This window comes from Streptomyces fradiae ATCC 10745 = DSM 40063 (genome assembly GCF_008704425.1).
Taxonomy (GTDB): Bacteria; Actinomycetota; Actinomycetes; order Streptomycetales; family Streptomycetaceae; genus Streptomyces; species Streptomyces fradiae.
Genome location: NZ_CP023696.1, coordinates 292,561 through 313,119, shown reverse-complemented (window position 1 = coordinate 313,119; position 20,559 = coordinate 292,561). Strand labels below are relative to the sequence as shown.

General features: G+C 76.7%; 19 protein-coding genes. 11 read left to right on the top strand and 8 right to left on the bottom strand.

Annotated elements, in window-relative coordinates; genetic code table 11:
• Positions 1 to 230 precede the first annotated feature (230 nt).
• Positions 231 to 845 (bottom strand): CBS domain-containing protein, encoded by a 615-nt coding sequence (locus CP974_RS01335; protein WP_031134433.1) that lies wholly within the window; start codon positions 843 to 845, stop codon positions 231 to 233.
• A gap of 107 nt (positions 846 to 952) precedes the next feature.
• A complete protein-coding gene (locus CP974_RS01330) occupies positions 953 to 1,408 on the bottom strand; it encodes a Crp/Fnr family transcriptional regulator (RefSeq protein ID WP_031134431.1) in 456 nt (151 codons plus the stop codon).
• A 209-nt stretch (positions 1,409 to 1,617) separates the two neighbouring features.
• Between CP974_RS01330 and CP974_RS01325 the strand changes: the two genes are divergently transcribed.
• The 3 genes from CP974_RS01325 to CP974_RS01315 all read left to right on the top strand — a co-directional run bounded on the left by CP974_RS01325 (position 1,618) and on the right by CP974_RS01315 (position 3,767).
• Positions 1,618 to 2,310: a helix-turn-helix domain-containing protein gene (locus CP974_RS01325; RefSeq protein WP_031134429.1), complete on the top strand. Its 693-nt coding sequence runs from the start codon at positions 1,618 to 1,620 to the stop codon at positions 2,308 to 2,310.
• A gap of 42 nt (positions 2,311 to 2,352) precedes the next feature.
• The gene (locus CP974_RS01320) at positions 2,353 to 3,321 is read left to right on the top strand and encodes a universal stress protein (RefSeq protein WP_078915775.1); all 969 of its coding nucleotides are present in this window, start codon (positions 2,353 to 2,355) and stop codon (positions 3,319 to 3,321) included.
• Positions 3,322 to 3,392: 71 nt separating this feature from the next.
• On the top strand, positions 3,393 to 3,767 hold the full coding sequence (locus tag CP974_RS01315) for a DUF3040 domain-containing protein (protein WP_031134426.1): 375 nt from the start codon (positions 3,393 to 3,395) through the stop codon (positions 3,765 to 3,767).
• A 187-nt stretch (positions 3,768 to 3,954) separates the two neighbouring features.
• On the opposite strand, the gene CP974_RS01310 is transcribed toward CP974_RS01315, so the two are convergent.
• On the bottom strand, positions 3,955 to 4,200 hold the full coding sequence (locus CP974_RS01310) for a hypothetical protein (protein ID WP_031134425.1): 246 nt from the start codon (positions 4,198 to 4,200) through the stop codon (positions 3,955 to 3,957).
• Between the two features lie 338 nt (positions 4,201 to 4,538).
• Between CP974_RS01310 and CP974_RS01305 the strand changes: the two genes are divergently transcribed.
• Positions 4,539 to 4,745 (top strand): DUF2795 domain-containing protein, encoded by a 207-nt coding sequence (locus tag CP974_RS01305; protein ID WP_031134423.1) that lies wholly within the window; start codon positions 4,539 to 4,541, stop codon positions 4,743 to 4,745.
• A gap of 225 nt (positions 4,746 to 4,970) precedes the next feature.
• Here the strand turns inward: CP974_RS01305 and CP974_RS01300 are convergent, their stop codons facing one another.
• Both CP974_RS01300 and CP974_RS01295 read right to left on the bottom strand, forming a co-directional pair.
• Positions 4,971 to 5,702 carry an alpha/beta fold hydrolase gene (locus CP974_RS01300; protein WP_031134421.1) on the bottom strand — a complete coding sequence of 244 codons (732 nt, stop codon included), beginning with the start codon at positions 5,700 to 5,702 and terminating at the stop codon, positions 4,971 to 4,973.
• 172 nt (positions 5,703 to 5,874) lie between these two features.
• On the bottom strand, positions 5,875 to 6,159 hold the full coding sequence (locus tag CP974_RS01295; protein WP_051839783.1) for a hypothetical protein: 285 nt from the start codon (positions 6,157 to 6,159) through the stop codon (positions 5,875 to 5,877).
• A 266-nt stretch (positions 6,160 to 6,425) separates the two neighbouring features.
• Between CP974_RS01295 and CP974_RS01290 the strand changes: the two genes are divergently transcribed.
• Together CP974_RS01290 and CP974_RS01285 are read left to right on the top strand one after the other, a co-directional pair.
• Entirely contained in the window at positions 6,426 to 9,182 is a 2,757-nt protein-coding gene (locus CP974_RS01290) for a SpoIIE family protein phosphatase (protein ID WP_051839781.1), read from the top strand.
• 188 nt (positions 9,183 to 9,370) lie between these two features.
• Positions 9,371 to 10,141 carry a class I SAM-dependent methyltransferase gene (locus tag CP974_RS01285; RefSeq protein WP_223844655.1) on the top strand — a complete coding sequence of 257 codons (771 nt, stop codon included), beginning with the start codon at positions 9,371 to 9,373 and terminating at the stop codon, positions 10,139 to 10,141.
• 24 nt (positions 10,142 to 10,165) lie between these two features.
• Here the strand turns inward: CP974_RS01285 and CP974_RS01280 are convergent, their stop codons facing one another.
• Positions 10,166 to 10,357: a DUF2795 domain-containing protein gene (locus CP974_RS01280; RefSeq protein WP_031137065.1), complete on the bottom strand. Its 192-nt coding sequence runs from the start codon at positions 10,355 to 10,357 to the stop codon at positions 10,166 to 10,168.
• 247 nt (positions 10,358 to 10,604) lie between these two features.
• Between CP974_RS01280 and CP974_RS01275 the strand changes: the two genes are divergently transcribed.
• Positions 10,605 to 10,814: a DUF5133 domain-containing protein gene (locus tag CP974_RS01275; protein WP_031137063.1), complete on the top strand. Its 210-nt coding sequence runs from the start codon at positions 10,605 to 10,607 to the stop codon at positions 10,812 to 10,814.
• A 328-nt stretch (positions 10,815 to 11,142) separates the two neighbouring features.
• On the opposite strand, the gene CP974_RS01270 is transcribed toward CP974_RS01275, so the two are convergent.
• Positions 11,143 to 12,063 (bottom strand): MurR/RpiR family transcriptional regulator, encoded by a 921-nt coding sequence (locus CP974_RS01270; protein WP_031137062.1) that lies wholly within the window; start codon positions 12,061 to 12,063, stop codon positions 11,143 to 11,145.
• A 906-nt stretch (positions 12,064 to 12,969) separates the two neighbouring features.
• Here CP974_RS01270 and CP974_RS01265 point away from each other — a divergent pair.
• The 4 genes from CP974_RS01265 to CP974_RS29390 all read left to right on the top strand — a co-directional run bounded on the left by CP974_RS01265 (position 12,970) and on the right by CP974_RS29390 (position 20,168).
• The gene (locus tag CP974_RS01265) at positions 12,970 to 15,432 is read left to right on the top strand and encodes a SpoIIE family protein phosphatase (protein ID WP_078915919.1); all 2,463 of its coding nucleotides are present in this window, start codon (positions 12,970 to 12,972) and stop codon (positions 15,430 to 15,432) included.
• Positions 15,429 to 18,071 (top strand): SpoIIE family protein phosphatase, encoded by a 2,643-nt coding sequence (locus CP974_RS01260; protein ID WP_085921376.1) that lies wholly within the window; start codon positions 15,429 to 15,431, stop codon positions 18,069 to 18,071. Before CP974_RS01265 ends, CP974_RS01260 begins: the two co-directional genes overlap by 4 nt.
• Before the next feature lie 1,416 nt (positions 18,072 to 19,487).
• Positions 19,488 to 19,676, top strand: a complete 189-nt coding sequence (locus tag CP974_RS01255) for a site-specific integrase (RefSeq protein ID WP_140160832.1) — start codon at positions 19,488 to 19,490, stop codon at positions 19,674 to 19,676.
• A 342-nt stretch (positions 19,677 to 20,018) separates the two neighbouring features.
• Positions 20,019 to 20,168: a hypothetical protein gene (locus CP974_RS29390; RefSeq protein ID WP_158100736.1), complete on the top strand. Its 150-nt coding sequence runs from the start codon at positions 20,019 to 20,021 to the stop codon at positions 20,166 to 20,168.
• A gap of 208 nt (positions 20,169 to 20,376) precedes the next feature.
• Here the strand turns inward: CP974_RS29390 and CP974_RS30905 are convergent, their stop codons facing one another.
• Positions 20,377 to 20,481: a DUF6221 family protein gene (locus tag CP974_RS30905; RefSeq protein WP_231717404.1), complete on the bottom strand. Its 105-nt coding sequence runs from the start codon at positions 20,479 to 20,481 to the stop codon at positions 20,377 to 20,379.
• Positions 20,482 to 20,559 lie beyond the last annotated feature (78 nt).

The window sequence follows — 20,559 nt, the reverse complement described above, 5'->3', positions numbered from 1 at the left end:
ACCGGCTCGTACGCCTCCGCGCACGAGCCGGTCCGGCCTGGCGTATCCGTGTCCGCGGGCGAGCCGGGCGGGTCCGCACTGCATACAGGGCCGGGGCGGCGGGTCCGCACCGCGTGGAGGGCCGGGGCGGCGGGTCCGCACCGCGTGCAGGGCCGGGTCCACTTCCCGTCCCCGTGTGCCGGGCGACGGGCCACCCGGTTCGCGCGCGCCCGGCGAGGGGCGCCTTCTCGTCAGTTCGTCAGGGCGCCGGTGTCGTCGGTCTCGTAGGCGAGCCGGTCGTCCACGGCGACGACGCCGTCGACCGTCTCGCACAGCCGCACCAGGATCGGGACCAGGCTCCGGCGCTCCAGCGTGCCGCTGAGCGTCACCGTCCCGTCGCTGACGTCCACCGTGACGGCCGACGGCGGCAGCGCCAGCGTGCGGGTCACCACGTCCTCCAGGATCTCCTCCTGGATCGCCCGGTCGCGCCGCAGGAAGAGCTGGATCAGGTCGCTGCGGCTGAGCACCCCGATCAGCCGCCCCGACGCGTCCACCACCGGCAGCCGCTTGATGTGCTCGTGCTCCATCACCCGCGCCGCCTCGACCGCGCTCCACTCCGGCCGTGCCACCACGGCCGGACTCGTCATCAGCCCCTCGGCCGTACCGGGCCCCTGCCCCCCGAGGGTGTGCCGGCGCAGCAGGTCCGCCTCCGACACCACGCCGACCGGCCGCTCCTGCGCGTCCACCACGGGGACGGCCGTGATGCCGTACTCGTCCAGCAGCCGCGCGATCTCCTTGAAGGACGTGCCCGGCTGCACGGCCACGGCCTCCGGCGTCATCAGATCGGCCACGCTGCGGTGCCTCATCGCCTCTTCTTCCCCTTCCGTCGGCCCCCACCTCCGAGGATGCGGGACACGGCGCCCGGCCGCCCGCCGCCTCCCCGGGGCGGCGGCGCGCGCCCGCGCGCCGCCGCTCAGAGCACGCCGCTGCCGTGCGGGGCGTACATGTCCAGCAGCCGCACCCGCGTCGCCTGCAGCCGGTGCGAGAGCACCTGTCCCACCCACTGCGTCAGCGCGTAGCCGAACGCCGGCTCCGCCTCGCACAGGGCCCGCACCGCCGCCGCGTCGAACTCGTGGGCGCGCACCAGGCTCAGCGCCTCCGCCCCCAGCTCCCACTCGTACGGCGGGAACATCCACGAGAGCCCGACCAGCTCGCCGTGGCCGAGCATCTCGATCACGGCCGGGCGGGTGCTGCCCGGCACCCGCGCGTCCAGGTTGACCGCGCCGGTCCTGATGACCCAGAACCGGTCCGCCGGAAGGTGCTCGTCGAACAGCCGGTGCCCGGTCTCGAAGGACACGTCCGTGGACATGGCCAGCAGCCGCTCGCGGTGCGGAGCCGGCAGTGCGTTGATCCTCGGCGCTCTGGTCATGGGAACCTCCTGGTGAACCGGCGCACCAAGCGTCGTCCGCCGCGGTACCGGACGGCAGGGCCGACCGGGTCCCTCGCGGGGACCGACCGGCCCCCGGGCACCGCACCCGGCGGCGTCGCCCGGTTCGGCGGTGTCCTTCGAGCGTACTCACCATCGCGCCCGGACGGCTCCGCCGTGCGGGCCGGTGGCCCCGCGACTACGGTGAACCCATGCCCGGACCCGAGCACCACAGGGCCGACATCGGCCGCCGCGTCGCCGCCCGCCGAGAAGAGCTGGGGCTGTCCCGCGAGGACGTCGCCCTGCGGGCGGGATCGGCGCCCGGCTACATCGCGTACCTGGAGGAGCAGGCCGCCGTCCCCAGCATGGGCTTCCTGCTGCGGCTCGCCGAGGCGCTGGACACCACCGTCGCCGCCCTCACCGGGGGAGACGCCGAGCTGCCGCCCGGCATCGGCCGCGCCGCGTACCGCCCCGAGCTGGTGGAGCTGGACCCCGACGAGTGCTGGCGGATGCTGGGCACCCACGGCGTGGGCCGCGTCGCGGTCACCGGCCACGAAGGGCCCGCCATCCTGCCGGTCAACTACGTCGTCGCGGGGGGCGAGGTCGCCTTCCGCACGTCGTCCGGTTCGCTGCCCGGCAGGGTCGCGGGCGGTGACGCCGCCTTCGAGGCGGACCACATCGACGAGGCGTTCAGCCGGGGCTGGAGCGTCCTGCTCGTGGGCCCCGCCCGCGCCGTCACCGAGCCCGGCGCCGTGCGCGCCCTGGAGGAGCGGGCGTTCAGCGCCCCGTGGGCGGGAGGCGAACGGGACCTGTGGATCGCGGTCGCACCGGCCCGTGTCACGGGCCGCCGCATCGTGGTCCGCGGCGCCCCCCGGACGGCGGCCGACGGCCCGCCCGGCACCTGACCGCCGCCCGCGCCGGGCCGCCCGACGACCTACGGAGGAGCCATGTACCAGGACGTGACCAACGGGCCGGTCATCGCCGGCGTCGACGGCTCCCCCGAGGCCGGGGACGCCGTCCTGTGGGCGGCCGGCGAGGCGTACCGCCGCAAGCAGCCGCTCCACCTCGTGCACGCCACCGGTACCGAGGGCCGGGCCACCGACCGGGCGGCCGAGGAGGCCAGGGCGGCGGGGCACGAGCTGCTCGCCCGGACCGCCGAGGGGGTCGCCGGGCGGTTCCCCGACGTCACCGTCGTACGCCGCCTCGCCCCCGGCGACCCGGTGCACGCGCTGCACGACGAGGCGGGCACCGCCGGCACCGTCGTCGTGGGCCACCGCGGCCTCGGCGGCTTCGCGGAACTGCTGCTCGGCTCCGTCGGCCTGGGTGTCGCCTCCCGCACCCGTGTGCCGGTCGTGGTGGTGCGCGGCGCGCGCGACCACGCGGCCACCGGGGTCGTCGTCGCCTGCGTACGCGACGAGCGCGACCACCCGTGGGCGCGGTACGCGGCCCGCGAGGCGGCGCTGCGCCACGCCACACTGCGCCTCCTCAACGTCTGGAACCCGCTCTCCCACACCGGGACGGCGCTGACCATGCTCGACGACATCGACGGCATCGCCCAGCAGAGGGTCCGCGAGATGCACGCCCTCGCCGACGGGCTGCGCGCCGAGTTCGCGGGGCTGACCGTCACCATCGAGGTGGAGGGCGGCCGTTCCACCGCCGGGCTGCTGGTGCAGGCGTCGCGGGAGGCGGACCTGCTCGCCGTCGGCGCGCACCACCCCCCGCTCGGCATCGGCCGGAGCGTCGGGCACGTCGTCCACGCCCTGCTGCACCACGCGCACTGCCCCGTCGTGATCGTCCCGCGCGGGACGGACGACGGGCACGGCGGGCACGCACGGCATGGCCGGCATGAAGGGCATGGCGAGCCCGGCGAGCCCGGCGGGGCCGCCGAGGGCGGACCCGGTCCCGCCGGTCCCTGAGAGGAGCGGGGGCGCGCGGGTACCCGGGAGGCGCCGGCGGGCAGGAGTACGCCGCACGGAGGTGGTCGACCATGGCATCCGGGAGGGACGAGGACCGCCGTCTCGCCGAGATCGAGCGGCTCCTGGCGCGCGAGGACCCCGATCTGGACGCCCGCATGTCCGCACTCGCCCGGCAGCTCGCCGAGGACTCCGCGTCCCCGCCGCCGCACGGGCGGCTGCGCGGCGTCCCGGACCCGGCCGCGGAGGCGGACGGGACCGGCGGGGAGCGGCGGACAGGGGCGGGGCGGGACTGGCGGAAGGTGGTGGTGCTGGTGGCGGTCGTGGTCGCGGTCGTCGGTCTGGTCCTCACCGCGATCCTGAGCCAGCCGTCCGGCGGCGCGGGCGGCGGCACCGACCCGTCCACCCCGGCCGGGCTCCGGGCCCCGGCGGTAACGGCGCCCCCCTGAGCCGCCTTGCCGAGAACGGTCCGCCCGTACGGAAGGGCCCCACCGCTCGGTACGGCACGCCCGGGGCATCCCCCCGTCCGCGGGGCGACCGGGCGCGCGGCGCGGCCCACGAAACTCCGGCGGGCCCTGGCGTGGCCGGACCGACCGGCCCTGGCTTCCGGCCCCGGCACTGGCTTCCGGCTCCGGCTCAGGCCCCGGACCCGGGTTCCGGTTCCGCCCCCGGGGCGTCGTCCGGCAGGTCCGGCAGCAGCAGGAGCAGGTCCGGCAGTCCGCAGACCCGGACGTGCGGCGACAGGTCCGCCAGCAGGGCCACGGCCTCCGGCCGGGCGCCCGCCGCACGGGCCGCCGCGCACAGCTCGTCCCGGCCGACCCAGCCGGATCCGAACGCCCCCCGTGTGCAAGCGGTGATCTCCTGCCGCGTCACCCTCGGCATGGCTCGCGTCCTCCCGCCGTCTCCGCACGCCCCGTCACTGAACGCGATGCTACCCTCACGCGCCGGGGTCGCGGCCGGTCCCGCCCGAAGTGCGGGTGAACGCCCGGGGGCCGGTCGCCCGACGGGTCCCGAACGAGGCGCGAAATCCTGCCGACAAGCCCGTCCCGACGCCTTCGCGGCTTGCCACCGGACTCCTCGGCGGCGCTACATTGGGCCCGTTCGCCGACCCGAGCCGCCGTACGGACGGGTGCGGCGTCCTCCGCCGCACCGCAGCGGCCGCACCGACCGTCCCGCACCACCACGCCGCCGTCTTGACGCGCGCTCACACTGGGGGAGCCATGGCCGACGACGTCACCCGCACCGAGATCGCCGACCACCTGGCAGCCGTCTTCGCCAACGGAGCGGTCACCCGCAGCGATCTGCTGATCGCCGCCGCGGGCGCCCGTCCCGAGGTGCGCCGGGTCCTGGAGCGGCTGCCCGACCGCCGCTACACCGACCTGCGCCAGGTGTGGGAGGACCTGCCCGCCCTCCCGGTCGGCACCTGAGCCCCACCGGCGGCCACCGGACCCGCCCCGCCCGGAACCGTCCCGCCCCGACCGGACCCGTACCGGCCGAGCCGATCTCCGCCCAGCCGGCTCTGGTCCGGCGGCGACCGGGTGGGCGGGCGAGCAGCCTCCTCGGGGCCCGCGCGTGCTCGCCGTCCGCCCGGCGGGTCCGGCCCCGTACGAGGAGCCGGTCCGGAGGGTCGGGCGCTCTCGGGGCGGGCGCCGTCAGCCGACGGCGGAGAGCTGCCGGGCGAAGCGGCGCACGGCGTCGGTGAAGGCGACCGGGGCGTCGAAGTTGGCGAGGTGTCCCGCTCGCGGGACCAACTCGACGCGGGCGCGGGGGTGCGCACGGGCGAAGTCCGCCTCGCCCGACCGGAAGACGGTGTCCTTCTCGCCGTTGAGGATCAGTACCGGAGCCTTGACCGAGCCCATCGCACCCGCGTCGAAGCGTCCCAGCACCTCGCCCCAGGCTGCCGGCACAGTGTGGAAGGCGTAGCCGGACCGGATGGTCGCCTCCACCACCTCCGGGGGGTAGAGCCGCCGCAGCAGCCGGTCGTTCCATCGTGCCAGCCGGTCCGCCGGTACACGGGGGACCAGCCCGGCGACCCACCGGTACGGCGCCGCCCAGGGCCCGCGGGTGGAGGCGCTGGCTCCCGCGAGGACCAGTCCGCGCAGCCTTTCCGGGTGGCACCGCGCGAACTCCAGCGAGGCGTATCCGCCGAGCGAGTGCCCGACGACCAGAGCCGGTCCGCAGTCGAGCGAGTCCACCGCCCGGGCGATGACCTCGGTCGCGCCGCTCAGACTCCAGGGGCGGGCCGAGAGCGCCCCGTGTCCGGGCAGGTCGACGGCGACCACCGGGAACTCGTCCCGGAGCGCGGTGAGCTGCACGCTCCACTGCCCCGCGCTGAAGCGCGTGCCGTGCACGAAGACGATGGGCACCGCACGTGCTGTCGTCATCAGATCCCCCAGGTCCGACCGTCCGGCCGACTCTACCGGCGCGGTCCCGACCGCGGTCGCGCGGGGAGACGCCGGAAGGACCTCGGGGCGCCGGCCGCGGCGCCCGGCCGGGGCCGCCGGCGGACCGCCGTCGACGGCGGCCGCGGCGGTGCGGTGCGGTGCGGGCCTCGCCCTAACCGCGGGCCCGGTGCGCCGCCTCCGTCATGTCCCTGGCCCGCGACGGGTCCAGCCGCAGCAGGTACACGGTCCCGCCGAGCGCCGCGCGGACCACCCCGCGCGGCACGTACCAGGGCTCCGCCACCCGCACCCGCGACAGCGGGGCGCTGTCGATCTCGCCGCCCCTGCTGTTCAGCAGCGTCAGCCGGCCCCCGGCCACCCGGACCCGCCCGGCCGTCGTGAGCTGGCGCCACCCCCGCCGGATGAGCACGTTCCGCTCCTCGAACTCCCGTCTGGCCACGCTCCGCCCCCCGTCACCCGCACCCCGGCCCTCCTGGGACCCATACCCGCGCCACGGCGGCGAGAAATGCACCCCCCCCGAGACCCGCTCCCCGTCCGCTGCCCGTCCGCCGCCCGGGCCCCGCCCGGCCCCCGCGCGCGAGGCGCCGCGGACGGGGAACCCGGGCCGTGCGAGGCGGCACCGCCGCTCGCACCACCGCCCACGGCGAGCCCGCGCAGGCGCATGAGCAGCAACATTGGCGCCCGACATGGGCGACAATGTTACAAATGAGCGTGGTCAACTTTTCCGACCGGTTCCGGGGGCTCTCGGTCCGGTCAGTGGCCGAAAGGCTGCCACGCAGCGTCGCCGGACAGGTGTTCGTCCTGCAGGTGGCGCTCGTCGTGCTGCTGGTGCTCGGGGCGCTCCTGGCCCTGCTGCTCCAGTCGCGGTACGACGGCGACCGCGAGGCCCGCAACCGGTCCGTCGCCGTCGCCCAGACCTTCGCCCATGCGCCCGGCCTGCTGGAGGCGCTGGAGGAGCCCGACCCGTCGAAGACCCTCCAGCCGATCACGGAGACCGCCCGCAGGGAGGCGGGCGTCGACTTCATCGTCGTCATGGACACCGACGGCGTCCGCTACACCCACCCCCTGCCCGAGCGCATCGGCCAGCGGTTCGTCGGCACCATCGAGCCGTCCCTCGCGGGCAAGGTGCTCACCGAGAGCGTCGACGGGCCGCTCGGCGAGGAGGTGCAGGCGGTCGTGCCCGTCACCGACCCGGACGGCCGGGTCGTCGCCCTGGTCTCCGCCGGGCTCAAGGTCCAGAACGTCACCGGCGTCGTCAACCGCCAGCTGCCCGTCATCCTCGGCACCAGCGCCGCCGGACTCGCCGTCGCCACCGCCGGCACCGCACTCGTCACCCGCCGCCTGCGCCGCCAGACCCACGGGCTCGGCCCCGCCGAGATGACCCGCGTCTACGAGCACCACGACGCCGTCCTGCACGCCGTCCGCGAGGGCGTCCTCATCGTCGACGACGACGGCCGCCTCGTCCTCGCCAACGACGAGGCCGTACGCCTCCTCGGACTCCCGCCCGACGCCGAGGGGCGCCACCTGTCCGAGCTGCCGGGCCTCGACCCGCGGATGGCGGACCTGCTCTGCTCCGGCCGCCTCGCCACCGACGAGGTCGTCCCCGCCGCCGGCCTGCTGCTCGCTGTCAACCAGCGCCCCACCGACCCGTACGGGGGGCACGGCGGCACCGTCGTCACCATCCGCGACACCACCGAGCTGCGCGCCGTCTCCGGCCGCGCCCAGGTCGCCCACAAACGCCTCAACCTGCTGTACGACGCCGGCGTCGGCATCGGCACCACCCTCGATGTCGTCCGTACCGCCGAGGAGCTGGCGGAGGTGGCCGTGCCCCGCTTCGCCGACTTCGTCACCGTCGACCTCGCCGACCCCGTGCTGCGCGGCGAGGAGCCCGCGGGGGCCGGCAGCGCGATGCGCCGCGCCGCGTCCCGCGGCATCCGCGGCGACCACCCGCTCTACCCCACCGGCCGCATGATCACCTTCGTTCCCTCCACGCCCCAGGCCCGCGGCTTCGGGTCGGGCCGCGCCGAGCTGGTGCCGGACCTCTCCCGCGCGCCCGGCTGGCAGGCCCAGGACCGCGAGCGGGCCGGCCGGATCGTCGCGTACGGCATCCACTCGCTGATCATCGTGCCGCTGAAGGCCCGCGGCGTCGTCCTCGGCGTCGCGAACTTCTGGCGCTCGGAGAAGCCCGAGCCGTTCGAGCCCGAGGACGTCGCCCTGGCGGAGGAGCTGGTCGCACGGGCCGCCGTCGCCATCGACAACGCCCGCCGCTACACGCGCGAGCACGCCATGGCCGTCACCCTCCAGCGGAGCCTGCTGCCCCGCGCCCTGCCGGAGCAGAGCGCCGTCGAGGTCGCCCACCGCTACCTGCCCGCCCAGTCCGGGGTCGGCGGCGACTGGTTCGACGTGATCCCGCTGCCCGGCAGCCGGGTCGCGCTGGTCGTCGGCGACGTCGTCGGGCACGGCCTGCACGCCGCCGCCACCATGGGCCGGCTGCGCACCGCGGTCCACAACTTCTCCACCCTGGACCTGCCGCCCGACGAGCTGCTCGGCCGCCTCGACGACCTCGTCGGCCGGGTCGACCAGGACGAGACCGAGGCCGCCGGGACCTCCGGCGGCGGGGTCGGGATGACCGGCGCGACCTGCCTGTACGCCGTCTACGACCCGGTGACGCGCCGGTGCGCCCTGGCCAGGGCCGGGCATCCGATGCCCGCGCTGGTCCACCCCGACGGGTCGGTGGAGTTCCCCGACCTGCCGGCGGGCCCGCCGCTGGGCCTCGGCGGCATCCCGTTCGAGACGGCCGAGCTGGAGCTGGCCGAGGGCAGCCAGCTCGTCTTCTACACGGACGGGCTCATCGAGGAGCGCAGCCGGGACATCGACGTGGGCCTGGAGCTGCTGCGCACCTCCCTCGCCCAGCCGGACCGGACGCCCGAGGAGAGCTGCCGCGCCGTCCTGGACGCCCTGCTGCCCGCGCGCCCCAAGGACGACGTGGCGCTGCTGATCGCCCGCACCCGGGTCCTCGGCCCGGACCGCGTCGCCGACTGGGACGTGCCCTTCCACCCCGAGGCCGTCGCCGGGCTGCGCGCGGCGGCCAGCGAGCGGCTCGAGGCGTGGGGCCTGTCCGAGATGGCGTTCACGACCGAGCTGATCCTCAGCGAACTGATCACCAACGCCATCCGGTACGGCTCCGCCCCGGTCCACGTACGGCTCATCCACGACCGGGGCCTGACCTGCGAGGTCTCCGACAGCAGCAGCACCTCTCCCCATCTGCGGTACGCGGCGAGCACCGACGAGGGCGGGCGCGGCCTGTTCCTGGTCGCCCAGCTCGCCGAGCGGTGGGGGACCCGCTACACGGGGCAGGGCAAGGTGATCTGGGCCGAGCAGCCGCTCCCCGCCCCCGGCGCCAGGGAACCGGTGTACGGCGCGGAGCTGTTCCTCGACGCCCTCGACGCGGACCCGCTGTGAGCCCGGCGCGCCGCGCGGGACGGCCCCGGCACCCGGCCGGCGCCCCCGGCCGGCCCCGTGCCGTGGCCCGCGGCACGGCAGATCCGTCGCCCGCCGGGGCTCGCGGCGCCCCCGGTGCGCCCCCGGCCGGGGCCCGCGGAGCCACCGCCCCGGCTACGGCCGCCGGAGCCGGCCCGCCCCCGCCGGTCGTGTTCCCCGCCCTGTTCCGTGCTTCCGGCGGGCCGACGCTGCGGGAGCTCGCCGTCCAGGCGCTGTCCTCGCTGGAGCGCGGCTACGACCTGCTGGCCCCCGACTTCGACCGCACTCCCTTCCGCACCCCCGACGCCGTGCTGGACGCCGTGGCCGGCGCGCTGCGCCCGCTGGGGCCCTTCCGGGCCGGGCTCGACCTGTGCTGCGGCACCGGCGCCGGTACGGGACCGCTGCGGGAGCTGTGCACCGAGCGGGTGACCGGCGTGGACCTCAGCGCCGGGATGCTCGCCCGGGCCCGCGCCGCGCATCCGCCGCGCGCGGGGCTGCCCGGCCCCGAGTGGGTGCGCGCCGACGCGCGGGCGCTGCCCTTCCGGGCCGGGTTCGACCTGGTGGTCAGCTACGGGGCGTTCGGCCACTTCCTGCCCGCCGAGCGGCCGGGCCTCTTCGCGCGCGTGCACGGGGCGCTGCGGCCGGGCGGGCTGTTCGCGTTCCCCGTGGCGGCGCCCCCGGCGGTGGGCTCGGCGGCGTACTGGGCGCTGTGGGGCTTCGACGCGGCGATGCGGGTGCGCAACGCGCTGTGGCGGCCGCGGTTCGTGATGTACTACCGGACCTTCCGGCTGCCCGACGTGGCCGCCGAGCTGCGCGCGGCCGGTTTCGGCGTGGGCCTCGCGGCGCTGCCCGGCCTCGGGGAGCGGGACGACGGGGCGCCCCGCTGCCGGCTGGTCGTGGCGCGCCGCCCCGCGCGGGGCGGGGCGGCGGTGGGGGCCTGAGGGGCGCGGGGCGGGCCGTTACGGTCACGTCCCCTTGCCGACCTCCTTGCTGACCGCCGCGGGGGAGTCGTACTCCTTGTCGGGGATGGACTCCAGCGCGTCCATGACCTTCTCGCCGGCGCCGTGCTCCCGCGCCTGCCGGACGATCTCGTCCTTGGAGGCGGGGTAGCTGACGCCGCCCAGGTTCTTCTGCATCTCGATGGGGTTCACCGTCATGGGCCGGCGAGTACCACGCGCACGACCTGTCACACCGCCCGGCGTTCCGCAGGGCGAATCCATCACGGTTGCATCACAATGTCGTGTGAAGGTCGGTCAGTGCGGGCATACCCCGCGCGGGGGGCGGCGTCCCGGTCCGGGAGGCCGCCGTGTCACCCGACCTCTTCGCACCACCCCACCCTCGAGGGAGACGCGCGCTCGCCGTCCTCCCCTCGCACCTCATGGCGTCGGAAAGGCAGGTACGCCCATGCTGTTGGCGCATCCCGCTGTGCTTCGCGAGCTCGTGGCCCGGTACGAGTCCCTCTGTGCCGCCGCGCAGGACCATGCGATCGCGCCGGATCTGCAACGCCGCCTGGACGACGTGACGTACACGCTCTGCGTGACGACGGGCACCCGGACGCTGGAGCACGCGCTCGCCGCGGCGCGGGCGCGGCTTGCCGCGACGGCGGCCGGCTGAGGCGGAGGAAGGGTTCGGCGGCCCCGGCCCAGGGGTAGACCGGGGCCGCCACGGGTGCCCGCAGGGGAGAGCGGAACACCCGGCAGCGAACACGCGGGGCGGCGCGAGGAGGGAGCGTCGCCCCCGCAGTGTTCGGTCGACGGGCACCGAGTCACCCCGCGGGGCGTCGGTGCCGTGCGAGCAGTAAATCCACATACCGTCGAGTAAGCAAGGGCATGAAAAATTTCATGCTCGCCGGTGGCCGAAAAAGGCCGGTGCGGCCCGACCGTTCCGGAGCCCACCGAACCGTCCGCGAAGCGCCCGGGTCCCTGCCCGCGCGGCCCCCCGCTCAGTCGTCGATGAAGAAGTCGTGCTGCGTCGCGACCTGCTCGTACCCCTCCAACCGCGCCTGCGTGCGCTCCGGTTCGGCGTCCGCCATGGCCTGCAGCACCGCCGCCGTGAGCACGCCGGGGGCCGCGTAGGAGTCGAAGACGAGCCGCGCGCCGACCGGCGCGGTCAGCACCGCGTCCGCCTCCTCCACCAAAGGGCCCATGGTCAGGTCAGTGATGAGCGCCACACGCAGCCCGGTGCTCCGCGCCGCCCGCACCGCCGCCAGCGTCTCGTTGGCGTGCCGGGGCATCGCGTACGCCAGCACCCACGAGCCGCCCGCCTCACGCGCCTGGAGCAGCGTGTCGTAGGCGACGCTCCCGCCCCCTGTCACCACCCGCACGTCGGGGTGGATGCGCCGCGCCGCGTACGCGAAGTACTCCGCCAGCGAGACCGAGATCCGCAGCCCGACGACCGTCAAGGGGATCGAATGAGCCAGCCGCCGCCCCACCTCCAGCACCTGGCCGGGATCGGCCAGAACCCGTCGCAGGCTCTCCAGGTTCTCGATCTCCGCGTCGATGGCGGCCTGCAGTTCGTTGCGGCGGGCACCGCGCGAGTCGCCCGCCCCCGCCACCGCGCTCAGCGCGATCGGCTGCAGCGCCTCCCGCAGCGCGGGGAACCCCGCGTACCCGAGCGACGTCGCGAACCGCGTCACCGACGGCTGGCTGACCCCGGCCCGCTCGGCGAGGTCCGTGATCGACAGGAAGGCGGCCTCCGTCAGATGGTCGACCAGGTACTGCGCGATGCGGCGCTGGCCCGGTGACAGCCGCTGGCCGGTGAACAGGGCCCGGACCCGCTCGGCGGGCGTCGGCTCCGACTCCGGGGCCTGGCGCCCCGGGGTGATCGCGGCCGCCTGCGCGCGTGCCTGCTGCCCGGATGGCACTGATGGCACGATCCGCCTCCTTCTCGTCCCAATTGCGCACAACATAGCTCACGCCGGACCACCACCGGACGGGCCGGACGGCCCCCCACCGGCGTGCGCGGCGGCACCCATCTGGCGCATCCTTGCTGTGTGACCCGGAACGGCGCTCCCGGCCACGGCCCGCCTCCGCCACCGCCGCCGGGGGCCGGGCGGAACGGGAGCACGACGGAGGACGGCCGCGCCCCCGGCGCGCCCGCCCCCTCCGGCACGCCCCCGGACGCGGACCGGCCCCCACCGCCGGGCGCCGTCCAGCCCCCGCCTCCGGGCGAGGGGCGGCTCGCTTCCCCGGCCGCGCCCGCGGACCGGCCACCTCCACCGCCCCCGGCCTCGGACCCGGCCTCGGACCCGCCCCCGGCCTCGGACCCGGCCTCGGACCCGCCCCCGGCCTCGGACCCGGCCTCGGACCCGCCCCCGGCCTCGGACCCGGCCTCGGACCCGCCCCCGGCCTCGGACCCGGCCTCGGACCCGCCCCCGGCCTCGGACCCGGCCTCGGACCCGCCCCCGGCCTCGGACCCGGCCTCGGACCCGCCCCCGGCCTCGGACCCGGCCTCGGACCCGCCCCCGGCCTCGGACCCGGCCTCGGACCCGCCCCCGGCCTCGGACCCGGCCTCGGACCCGCCCCCGGCCTCGGACCCGGACCCGGACCGGGACCCGGACCGGTCGCCGCCCCCGGCGGCGGACCCGGCCCCGCCGCCCCCGCGAGCCGACCGGCCGCCCGGCCCGGCCTCCGCGCCGAGCGCGGGCCCGCCCCCGGGAGCGGACCGGCCGGTCCCGCAGGCCGCCGCCCCGCCGCCCGGAGCCCCTCGGCCCCCGGCCGCCCCGCCGCCCGGCGCCGCCCCGCGACCGCACGGCGCCGTCCCCCGTGCCGTGCCGGTCACCGCCGTCGACACGGTGGCCAAGGCCCTGGCGCCCGGGACCGTCGACGCCGTCCGCGCGGCCGGCGGCTTCTCCGGCGGCGTCTACCTCCGGGCGCGCACCCCCGGCCTGCTGCGCCTCGCCGCCCTCGCCGGGCTCCCGCCGCGGCTGCTCCGGCCGTGGTGGCGCATGCACAGCAACCGGCCCTACCCCCTCGCCGAGGCGTTCCGCTCCGGGCGGCCCGTCGAACTCCCCGACGCCGAGGAGGCCATGCGCCGCTTCCCCCAGCTCATGGCCGGGCTCCCGTACCCCTTCGGCTCCCTGTACGAGCCCGTGTCGCACGGCCGCGACCGCTTCGGCGTCCTCGTCGTCCTGCGGCCCTCCGCGAGCGGCCGGCCCCTCGCCGAGGCCGACCGGCAGCGCGTCCGGGCCGCCGCCGCCCGCATCGGCGCCGAACTGGCCCGGCTCGACGCCGCCGGCACCAGCGTCGCCTGGGACGGCGAACCCGTCCCCGTCCAGCTCCCCGCCGAGGCCGCGCCGCCCGTGCGGACCGGGCACCTCGACTGGCGGCTCGACACCGGTGACCTCACCGCCGACCCCGAGCTGTGCCGCATCCTCGGCGCCGACCCCGCAGCCTTCCCCGGCACCATCGCCGGCCTGGAGGCGCTCCTCGCGCCCGAGGACGTCTACGGGCTGCGCGCCCTCGCCCATCAGGCCGCCGAGGCCGCCGTGCCCGACCCCGCAGGCCACCGCATGTGGCTGGCCGACCGCGACGGCCGCTTCCACCTCCTCGAACTGGCCCGCCACCCCGCACCCGCCGCCCACCCCGCCCACCTCACCGGCACCCTCGTGGACACCGGCACCGGACCGGCCGCCGCGGCCGGCACCGACCGGATCGCCGCCGGCGTCCTCTCCGCCGACCGACTCGGCCGCGTCACCTACGTCAACCACCGCGCCGAGGCCCTCCTGGCCCACCCCCGCGACGCCCTCCTCGGCCGCGTGCTGTGGGACGTGCTGCCCTGGACGGGCCGCCCCGCCTACGAGGACCACTTCCGGGCCGCCCTCATCGCCGGCGACACCGTCCACTTCCTCGCCCACCGCACCGCCGGGTCCTGGCTGTCGGTCACCCTGCACCCCGGCGGCGACGGGATGACCGTCACCCTCTCCGCGGTCGACGAACCCTCCTACGCGCCCCACTCCGTCGTCGCCCCGGGCGGCGGACTCGGCTCCCCGGCCGACCGCGCCGCCGTCCTGTACCGGCCCGTCGCCCTCGCCATCGCCCTCACCGAGGCCGTCACCGCCCGGCAGGTGTCCGAGGTCGTCACCGAGGAACTGCTGCCCGCCTTCGGCGGACGGCAGCTCGCCATCTACCTGCTCAGCGAACGCCACCTCCACCTCGCCTGGGAGACCGGCTTCCCGCAGGGCTTCCTCGACCGGTTCGACGGCGTCGGCCTCGACGCGCGCATCCCCGGCGTCGAGACCCTCACCTCCGGCCGGCCCCTCTTCTTCGAGTCCATGCAGCGCCTCGCCGCCGCCTACCCCGGCATCCCGCTCGACGCACACGTCGGCGCCCGCGCCTTCCTCCCGCTCATCGCCTCCGGCCGCCCCGTCGGCTCCTGCATCCTCGGCTTCGACCAGCCGCGCGGCTTCAGCCCCGAGGAGCGCACCGTCCTCACCGCGCTCGCCGGGCTCATCGCCCAGGCCCTCCAGCGGGCCCGGCGCTACGACTCCGAGGCGGCGCTCGCCCGCGGCCTCCAGGACGCCCTGCTGCCGCACCGGCTGCCCCGCGTCCCCCACGTCGACACGGTCGGCCGCTACCTGCCCGGCACCCAGGGCATGGACGTCGGGGGCGACTGGTACGACGTGGTCGAGACCCCGCGCGGGCTCGCCCTCGTCATCGGCGACGTCCAGGGCCACGGCGTGTCCGCCGCCGCCACCATGGGCCAGCTCCGCAGCGCCGTACGGGCCTTCGCCCTCGCCGGGAGCGACCCCAGCGAAGTCGTCACCGGCACCAACCGGCTCCTCATCGACCTCGACCCCGGCCAGTTCGCGAGCTGCTGCTACGCCGTGCTCGAGCCCGCCACCGGCCTGCTGAAGGCGGTCCGCGCCGGGCACCTGCCGCCGCTGCTGCGCCACCCGGACGGCCGTACCGAGGTGGTCGACCTGCCGGGCGGCGTGGTCCTCGGCGTCGACGCGGACGCCTCGTACCCCGTCACGGAGGTGCGGCTGCCGCCCGACGGGATACTCGCCCTGTACACCGACGGCCTCGTGGAGCAGCCCGGCACCGACATCGACCTCGGCGTCGAACGGCTGCGGGGCGCCCTGGCAGCCGTCGCGCCCGGCTCGCTGTCGGCCGCCGCCGACCGGCTCCTCGACGTGGCGGGCCGGGACGCCGACCGGCCCGACGACATCGCCCTGCTCCTGGCCGCCCGCCGGCCGGAGCCCGGCCCGTCCGAAGGGGGTGACCGGCCGTGACCGCACCCGACGACGGCCGCACCGGCCCGGCCCGGCCCGCGGGGGCCGCGGCCGGCGGGGCGCCGGACACCGACTTCCGGGGGCCCTTCGACGCCACCCGGGCCGCCACCGCCGTACTCGACGCCGACGGAGTCGTCATCGGCTGGGGAGCCGCCGCGCAGCGCCTCCTGGGCCACGAACCGGGCGACGTCCTCGGCCGCCCCGTCGGCTCCCTCGTCGTGGACCGCGCCGGGGTGTACCAGGCCGCCGCCGACCTCCCCGGCGCGGCCCGCGCCCGCCGCCAGGTGCTCCACATGCGCCACCGCGACGGGCGGATCGTCCGCGTCGTCACCACCACCCTGCCGCTCGCGCACGGCGAGGCGGGGCCCGCCCGGCTCCTGGCCGTCGCCGACGCCGACGAGACCGAGCACTGGGAGGCCCTCCAGGCCATGCTGCGCGGGCTCGCCACCCAGTCGCCGGTCGGCCTCGCCATCTACGACACCGACCTGCGCGTCGTGTGGACCAACAGCGCCCTCTACCGGGAGATGGGCACCTCCCAGTACGCCGGGCTCGGCCCCGACGACATGGTCGCCTCCGGCCAGGTCCTGTCCGCCGGCTACCCGCCCACCCTGGAGGAGACGATGCGCCGGGTCCTCACCACCGGCGAGGCGGTCATCGAGCTCCACTACCGGGGCCGCCCGCCCGTCGACCCGGACCACGACCACGTGTGGTCCTGCTCGTACTACCGCCTCTCGGACGCCGACGGCACCCATCTCGGCGTGTGCGAGGAGACCGTCGACATCACCGACCGCTACCTCGCCAAGCAGCGCCTCGACCTCCTCGTCCGGGCCGGCGGCACGGTCGGCACCAGCCTCGACATGAGCCGCACGGCCCGCGAGCTGTCGGCCGTCGCCGTCCCCCGGTTCGCGGACGGCGTCACCGTCGACCTGGTCGACGCCGTCCTGCGCGGCGACGCGCCCGTCTCCGGCACCACCGGCGCCGCGCGCCTCGTCCGCGTCTGGAGCACCCCGGCCGCCGCCCCGCCCGGCACCGGCCCGCGCGCGGGCGCCGAGGGAGCCCCCGCCACCGGCCCCGCGGGCGCCGCGAGTCCGGCCGCCCCCGAGGGCCCCGCCGCCCCCGAGGGCCCCGCCGGTCCCGAGGGCCCCGCTACCCCCGAGGGCCCCGCCGCCGGGGCCGTCAGCCCCGCCGCCCGCACCGGCGGCGGGGCCCGCCCCGGCTCCGCGCACCAGCACGTCCCCTACCCGGCCGACGCCCCGCAGGCGCGCTGCCTCGCCACCGGGCGGCCCGTCCTCGACGGCGGCCCGGCCGCCGCCACCCTCGCCGTGCCGCTGCGCACGGACGGCGCGCCCCTCGGCGTCGTCACCTTCCACCGCCGGGGCCGCGCCGCCCCGTTCGACGCCGACGACCTGCCCGTCGCCGACGAGCTCGTCGCCCGCACCGCCGTCTCCATCGACAACGCCCGCCGCTTCACCCGCGAGCACAGCGCCGCCCTCGCCCTCCAACACAGCCTGCTCCCGCGCAACCTGCCCAGCCTCACCGCCGTCGACTTCGCCCACCGCTACCTGCCCGCCGACGGCAAGTCCGGCGTCGGCGGCGACTGGTTCGACGTCATCACCCTCTCCGGCGCCCGCGTCGGACTCGTCGTCGGCGACGTCGTCGGGCACGGCCTCGGCGCCGCCGCCACCATGGGCCGGCTGCGCACCAGCGTCCGCGTCCTCGCCCGGCAGGACCTCGCCCCCGACGAACTCCTCACCCGTCTCGACGACCTGATCACCCAGGCCGCCGACGAGGAGGCCGCCGCCCCCGGCTCCGTCACCGGCGCGCCCGCGCACGGACCCGGCGACATCCCCGACGACCAGGCCGTCGGCGCGACCTGCCTGTACGCCGTGTACGACCCCGCCTCCGGCCTGTGCCGCATGGCCCGCGCCGGACACCCCGCCCCCGCCGTCCTCGACGCCTCCCGCGGCACCGTCACCGTCCCCGACGTGCCCGCCGGGCCCCCGCTGGGACTCGGCGGCCTGCCCTTCGAGAGCACCGAGCTGCACCTGCCCGAGGGCAGCCTCATCGCCCTCTTCACCGACGGGCTCGTCCGCGGCCGCGCCCGCGACCCCGAGGGCGGCCTCGACGACCTGTCCGCGCTCCTCGCCGACCACCGCGACCGGCCCCTGTCCGAACTCTGCGACCGGGCCGTCACCGCCCTCATCCCCGGCCCCGTGGAGGACGACGCGGCGCTCCTCCTCGTCCGCACCCGCCTCCTCCCGCCCGGCCGCGTCGCGCGCTGGGACCTCGGCACCGGACCCGAGGAGGCCGGCCGCGCCCGCGCCCTCGCCGCCCGCCGGATCGCCGCGTGGGGCCTGGACGAGCTCGCCTTCACCACCGAGATCGTCGTCAGCGAACTGGTCACCAACGCGCTGCGCTACGCCTCCGGCCCGGTCCAGCTGCGCCTCATCCACGACCGCACCCTCATCTGCGAGGTCTCCGACACCGGCCACACCGCCCCCCACCTGCGGCGGGCCGCCATGGACGACGAGGGCGGGCGCGGCCTGTTCCTCGTCGCCCAGATGACCCAGCACTGGGGCACCCGCTACACCGCGACCGGCAAGACCATCTGGGCGGAGCAGGCCCTGCCCCCGCCGTGACCGCTCGCTTCGAGCGGGGCCCTCACCGGCGAGGGCGACGGCCTCAGCTGCACCCCGGAGGGCCAGCGCACCGCGGTTGAGCAGTGGGCCGCCTACGTCGGCGCCACGGTGACCAGCCGGACGACCAGCGACGGCCGCGAGGAGCCGTACGCAGGCTGGAAGATCGGCAAGGCATGGACGAGGTCGGCGGATGCTTCCGCGCCACCATCTTTCTGGACGACGACCCGCAGCCGGAGAACCGGTGAACACGTCGGCGGTGGAGGCAACTCCTCTCTGTCCAAGGGCGCTGGAAGCGGGCGTTGAAGGCCGCCAGGGCCGGCAGGACCTTCTCGACGCTGTCCGCGGCGTCGAACAGCAGCTTGACGACGTGCTTGGCGCGCAGCAGGACGCTGTGCGCTTCCCCGGAGCCGTCGCCGCCGAGGCGAGCGGGCTCTGCCACCAAGCTCGCCGACACGGCGGAGGAGGTCGCCGAGTGACGACCGTCGAGGAGTACGGGAACGCGTCGGAGCCGGTGGAGGTGGTCGATGCCGAGCTGGTGCAGGACGACGCCCTCGGCGCCGGCGCGGTCGCCGTGCCCGATCCGGTGGACGCCGTCCTCGCCGCGCTGGACACGGACGCCAGGGCCCACCTGAACGACATCCGGCCGAAGAAGACCAAGGACGGCTACGCACGGGACTGGCGGATATGGGGGGGAGTTCCACGACTGGCTCGCCGAGCGGACCGGCACCCGCCTGCCGCGCAGCAAGGTCACCGTGGGCACCTTCGTGTCGTTCGTGACGTACCTGGACCAGGCGGTCGAGGCGCCGCCGAACACGATCGAACGCAGGATCACCGGCGTCACCTCGGAGGTTCGCAGACACGGCTACACGGTGCCGAAGGAGGCCACCGAGGCCGCCCGGCGCGCGCTGAAGCCGCTCCGGCTGGACAAGAGGCGCCAGCAGCGCGGCCGAGGCAAAGCCGCCGCCGTCACCCCGAAGGACCTGCGGCAGACGGCCAACGCGCCACGCGAGCGCACACCAGCCCGGCGCCCGGCGGCGGCGCACGGTCGTGGTCTCGGAGCTGACCCGGCTGCGGGACAAGGCGCTCAACTCCCTGAAGTTCGCGGTCGCGGGCCGCAACGAGGAGAGAACCGAGCTGGATTGACCCGGACATCGAGGACGTGGACGAGGGCCCGATGGTGCACGTCCCGTCGGTCAAGGGCCGCCCGGCCCGGGATGCGCCCGTCACCTACGGCGAGGACATCGACACCTGCCCGGTGCGCTGCCGGCGCGCTCACAAGGCAGCCACGTTGGCAGCCGGAGCTGCCCCCGGCGGACCGGCATTCCTGCCCGTCGACCAGTGGGGCACCAGGGCACCGCGCGTCTGTCGCCGGACGGTGTCGGCCGGGCGCTCGCACGCTGCGCGAAGTGCGCGGGCTTGACCGGGCGGCGGATCACCGGGCACTCCGCCCGGCGCGGTCTGGTCACCACCGGACGCAAGAAGGGCAAGCGCGTCGAGAAGCTGCGCCGTCAGGGCGGCTGGTCGCCCAACAGCCAGGTGTTCCGGGAGTACGTGGACGAGGGGGAGGCATTCGAGGACGCCGCGACCGAGGGAATCGGCCTGTGAAGCGGGGACTGGGCGGCGCGCTGGTCCCGGTGGCCGAGCCGGACGGGGACCAGATGGAAGCGAAGAACTTCGGCGCCCCGCGGTCGGCCTCCTTCCTCGCCCTCCTCTGAGTCCTGGACCTCGCCCCGCACCCGAAGTCCAGGCCCCGGTGCCGACCGGCGCGAACAGCGGGCACCACCCACGACCTGACCGCGCCGGGCGGTGCCGGGGGAGCGGGGGTCCGGGGGCCGGCGAAGGCCCCCGGAACCACCGGCCCCCGCAACGGATACGCCCCCTCTTGCAGGCGGTCGCCCCGCCACGGGCCAGCCCGCCCACCGATTCGCAGACCACGGAGGTACCCCCATGACGGACACCACGACGACGGCAGAGGCGACGCTCCCTGAGCAGGCCGCGCCACCCGAGGAGAAGACGTGGCCGGAGGCGCTGGGCGCCAACCGAATAGCCGACATGCTCGCCGAGCTCACCGCGCCCGCGGCCGCCGCAGTCTCCTGACGCTCCGCTCCCCACGCCCCCTTCGGGGCGGGTGCTCGAGGAACGCCCCACCCGAGTGGGCGTCCTCGGCCCCGTCTACGACCCCGGCGGCGGCCGGGTCGGAGGCGGGCGAGCCCTCCTGGGTCCAGTCGTGCATGTCCCGGTCCGGGTGGCCCTTGGCCGCTCCCTTGCGGGGCTGCCCGCGGCTAGGGCCTGTCTCCGTGAAGGGCTATGGGCGCCATTCCTGCTGGTAGGCGGGGTGCTCGGCGTATGACTGGCCAAGGACTCGCAGCGTGTATGCAAGCCCGGCAGAGCGGGAGTCCGAGGGGGCCATGGCTGTGTAGTCGTTCGCCAGTTGCTCGATCAGGTCGAGCATGGGGAGATGGCTGTCGAGAAGCGCCTCGCCGCCCAG

Coding starts and splice junctions, on each gene's coding strand:
- CP974_RS01335 (WP_031134433.1), bottom strand. CDS start 845: ATGAGGCACCGCAGCGTGGCCGATCTGATGACGCCGGAGGCCGTGGCC.
- CP974_RS01330 (WP_031134431.1), bottom strand. CDS start 1,408: ATGACCAGAGCGCCGAGGATCAACGCACTGCCGGCTCCGCACCGCGAG.
- CP974_RS01325 (WP_031134429.1), top strand. CDS start 1,618: ATGCCCGGACCCGAGCACCACAGGGCCGACATCGGCCGCCGCGTCGCC.
- CP974_RS01320 (WP_078915775.1), top strand. CDS start 2,353: ATGTACCAGGACGTGACCAACGGGCCGGTCATCGCCGGCGTCGACGGC.
- CP974_RS01315 (WP_031134426.1), top strand. CDS start 3,393: ATGGCATCCGGGAGGGACGAGGACCGCCGTCTCGCCGAGATCGAGCGG.
- CP974_RS01310 (WP_031134425.1), bottom strand. CDS start 4,200: ATGCCGAGGGTGACGCGGCAGGAGATCACCGCTTGCACACGGGGGGCG.
- CP974_RS01305 (WP_031134423.1), top strand. CDS start 4,539: ATGGCCGACGACGTCACCCGCACCGAGATCGCCGACCACCTGGCAGCC.
- CP974_RS01300 (WP_031134421.1), bottom strand. CDS start 5,702: ATGACGACAGCACGTGCGGTGCCCATCGTCTTCGTGCACGGCACGCGC.
- CP974_RS01290 (WP_051839781.1), top strand. CDS start 6,426: ATGAGCGTGGTCAACTTTTCCGACCGGTTCCGGGGGCTCTCGGTCCGG.
- CP974_RS01280 (WP_031137065.1), bottom strand. CDS start 10,357: ATGACGGTGAACCCCATCGAGATGCAGAAGAACCTGGGCGGCGTCAGC.
- CP974_RS01275 (WP_031137063.1), top strand. CDS start 10,605: ATGCTGTTGGCGCATCCCGCTGTGCTTCGCGAGCTCGTGGCCCGGTAC.
- CP974_RS29390 (WP_158100736.1), top strand. CDS start 20,019: ATGACGGACACCACGACGACGGCAGAGGCGACGCTCCCTGAGCAGGCC.
- CP974_RS30905 (WP_231717404.1), bottom strand. CDS start 20,481: ATGGCCCCCTCGGACTCCCGCTCTGCCGGGCTTGCATACACGCTGCGA.